Source organism: Leucobacter chironomi DSM 19883, assembly GCF_000421845.1.
Classification (GTDB): Bacteria; Actinomycetota; Actinomycetes; order Actinomycetales; family Microbacteriaceae; genus Leucobacter; species Leucobacter chironomi.
The window spans coordinates 1-2,799 of record NZ_ATXU01000024.1; the positions used below are offsets into that span (position 1 = coordinate 1).

General features: G+C 67.3%; 3 protein-coding genes. All 3 read right to left on the reverse strand.

What is annotated here, in order from left to right; translation table 11 throughout:
- Positions 1 to 106: 106 nt before the first annotated feature.
- Entirely contained in the window at positions 107 to 1,141 is a 1,035-nt protein-coding gene (locus H629_RS0113750) for a phage portal protein (protein WP_024357807.1), read from the reverse strand.
- A 41-nt stretch (positions 1,142 to 1,182) separates the two neighbouring features.
- Positions 1,183 to 1,392, reverse strand: coding sequence for a hypothetical protein (locus H629_RS15325; protein WP_152485739.1), 210 nt, complete (start codon positions 1,390 to 1,392; stop codon positions 1,183 to 1,185).
- A partial coding sequence (locus tag H629_RS15445) for a hypothetical protein (protein ID WP_161608037.1) occupies positions 1,385 to 2,799 on the reverse strand: 1,415 nt, incomplete at its 5' end. The genes H629_RS15445 and H629_RS15325, both read right to left, overlap by 8 nt.

Consider the following 2,799-nt stretch of genomic DNA (forward strand, 5'->3'; position numbering starts at 1 on the left):
GCCGTCGATCGTGGGGGCGGAGAGTTCTCCGAACGGGAGGAGGAGGCCGCGCACGGTGCGGGCCTCGGCGTCGGCGAACAGGGCGGTGGTCGGGGTGGGCATGGGGTCAGTCCTCCACAGGGTCGGAGATTTCGGGGGTTTCGGTTTCGGTGAGGCTGGAGAGGTCGAACCGGATGCGTCGACCGGGGTCGCACACGTCGTCCATGGACAGGCGCGCCTCGATCGGGCGCAGCCACGTCGGCAGCGTGTAGTCGATGAACTCGTTGCGCTTGCCCTCCTGCGTCGAGTAGGTGAGCGTCGCCGACGACATGGACCCGTCGAGGAGCGCGGCCGGGAGCGCCGTCAGGCGGGCGATATCGAGCACGATCGCGTTGCGGCCCTCTTCGAACAGGTCAGTCGACACGGCCCCGTGTACGCGCAGCTCGACGCGGTGGTCGGTGAATCCGACAGCCCCGGTCGGCGAGGTGCGCGCCGCTGACCAGTCGGCGAGCATCTCGTCGATCTCGTCGTCTTCGAGTTCGTCGTCGCCGATCTCGTGAAGCTCGACGAGCGGGATCGGGTTCTGTGCGCGCCCAATCCACGCTTTCTGGAGGGCGTGCGCGCCGCGAATCGTGTCGGCACCGGCTTCGAGGATGCCCTCGAAGCTGCCCGGAATGAGGATCACCTCGTTGGCCTTGGCAGGCACCCCGTCGACGGTGATCTCCCCGGTGGTCGAGTTCACTGACCACACCTCGAACGGCACCCGCGCCGCGTCCTCGATCTGCCCGGCCGCGTCACGCTTGACGGTCCACATGCTCCACCCGTGATGGAACAGATCGTCGACAGTCCACGCGAGCCGGTGCCACGGCGACACATCGCCCGATGTGCGATAGAGCCAGGGCTGATCGACGCGGGTCTCGCCCTCAAGCTCAACGAGCGGCAGCGAGGCGATGATTCCGGCGAGCACGTTGCGGGCCTTCGCCAGCGCCGGAATCCGCATCGCACCATTGCGGTTCACCTCGCCGGTCGCGCCCTGGAAGTGCTCAGACCACGCGATACGGCTCAGCGCGGCTGACTCGTGAGGGGTGACGAGGCCCACCGCGGCCGGTGCCGCGTAGCTCGAAACCGCCTGGGTACGTCGGAAGATATCAAAAAGTCCCACACCCCAACCATGCGGAGGGGGGTGGGACTTTCGACGAACTCTCAGCGTGTCGCGGTGAGCTTGCGCTGCTGCGCGCGCCGCCACTTCCGAGCGGCCTCACGGGCCTGTTTCGACTCAGGGTGATGCACCTTCTCGTGGGTCACCGCGCAGGCGTGCCCCTCGGCCATATCGAGCCGGATCGCGGACCACCACGGGCACCCGGCACACGTAATCACGACCGTGCAATATCCGTCGTTGTCGAGCTTAATCATGGTTCACACGTCCTCGGTGGGTCTTGGTCTTGGGCTTAGATTCGTCGAACGCGAGCAGCGCAAGCGCTGCCGCCTCGATCGCGGTGATGTCGTGTTCGGGGTGCTTCGGATCACGGCCGAGCGCCCACGCGCTCACCCCGGCCTTGCGCTTCACGACCTTCTTGGCGGCATCGTCGAGTTCGGGCTGCCGATAGTGCATGATGCGATCCGACGCGCGAGCCGGTGTCTTGGTGATCTTCTCCGCTTCGTCGGGGCCGTTGACCTCGGAGACGATGAGCGTCGCGGCCTTCTTGACGTCCATGAAGCCGCGCCCGTCAAGCTTGGGCCGGGGCCGCAGCTTCTGCCAGCCGGGCAGGAATCGGGCGATCACGGGTGAGGCCGTGTCGAAGGTGAGTGCTCGGGTGTACTTGCGGGCGTAGTGCGGGCCGGACTTCTTGAGCCATTCCACGCCGCGCTTGTGGTCGATGAGGAGGAGCACGGCGCGGCCGTTCTCCTCGCGCCATGCGGCCACGATCGCCGCGAATGTCTGGTCTGGGTGGACTGCGACCGCGAGCCCGAACTCTTCTGGCGGGTCAGGGAGATCCGCCCCGGTGCCCGCCTCGGCCCACTTGATCGGGTCGAGTAGGCCCGCCGCCTCGCCGATCTTGCCGAAGATGTTTCCGTACTCGCGCAGGAACTTCTCTCGGCTGAACTCGTCGAAGTTCTCCTTGATCGAGTCGAGCGTGGTGAGCGTGCCAACGCCGGGGTGGTGCAGCTCGATCAGTTCGCGGGCGCGTCCTGCGGGGTTGTCCTCGGTCGGTTCCCAGTCGGAGGCTTCCTCTTCGGTGACGTCTTCGGGGAAGTGCCACAGCGCGCCGCCGCCCTGCCCGTTGCGGAGCGTGGTGATTGCGTCCCACAGCATGTTGCCGGTGCGGAAGCGGCCCGCGGTGCCGATCGACACGACCTGTGCGCCCGGCCTGGTGTCGAGCGTCGGCAGCACTGCGGCGCGCACCTCGCCGATGTACTCGGGATCATTCGGTTCGCCGGACTCGTCGAGGATGAACAGATCGAAGGCTTCGCCGCGCACGTCGTCGAGCGTTGACAGCCAGTCGACCGTGCCACCGCCCGATGCTGTGAAGTCGAGCCCTTCCATTCCTGCGATGCGCGAGACCTTGAGCGGGCGGGTGCGCTTGTCGCGGTAGAGCGCTTCGACGGGCGCGGCGACGTCCTTGAGGAACCGCTTTCGCCCGGCCTTGCCGCTCGTCAGGGTGAGGATGCCGACGCGGTAGTCCTCGCGGTGCGCGGCCCGGCCGACTGCGACCGCGTTGAAGGTCGTCGACTTCGACGAGCGGCGCGGCACGAGGAAGGCGTTTCGCTGGTGCCCGGCGTTCAGCACGTCAGCCAGGAATAGCTGCTGCGGCTGCGGGG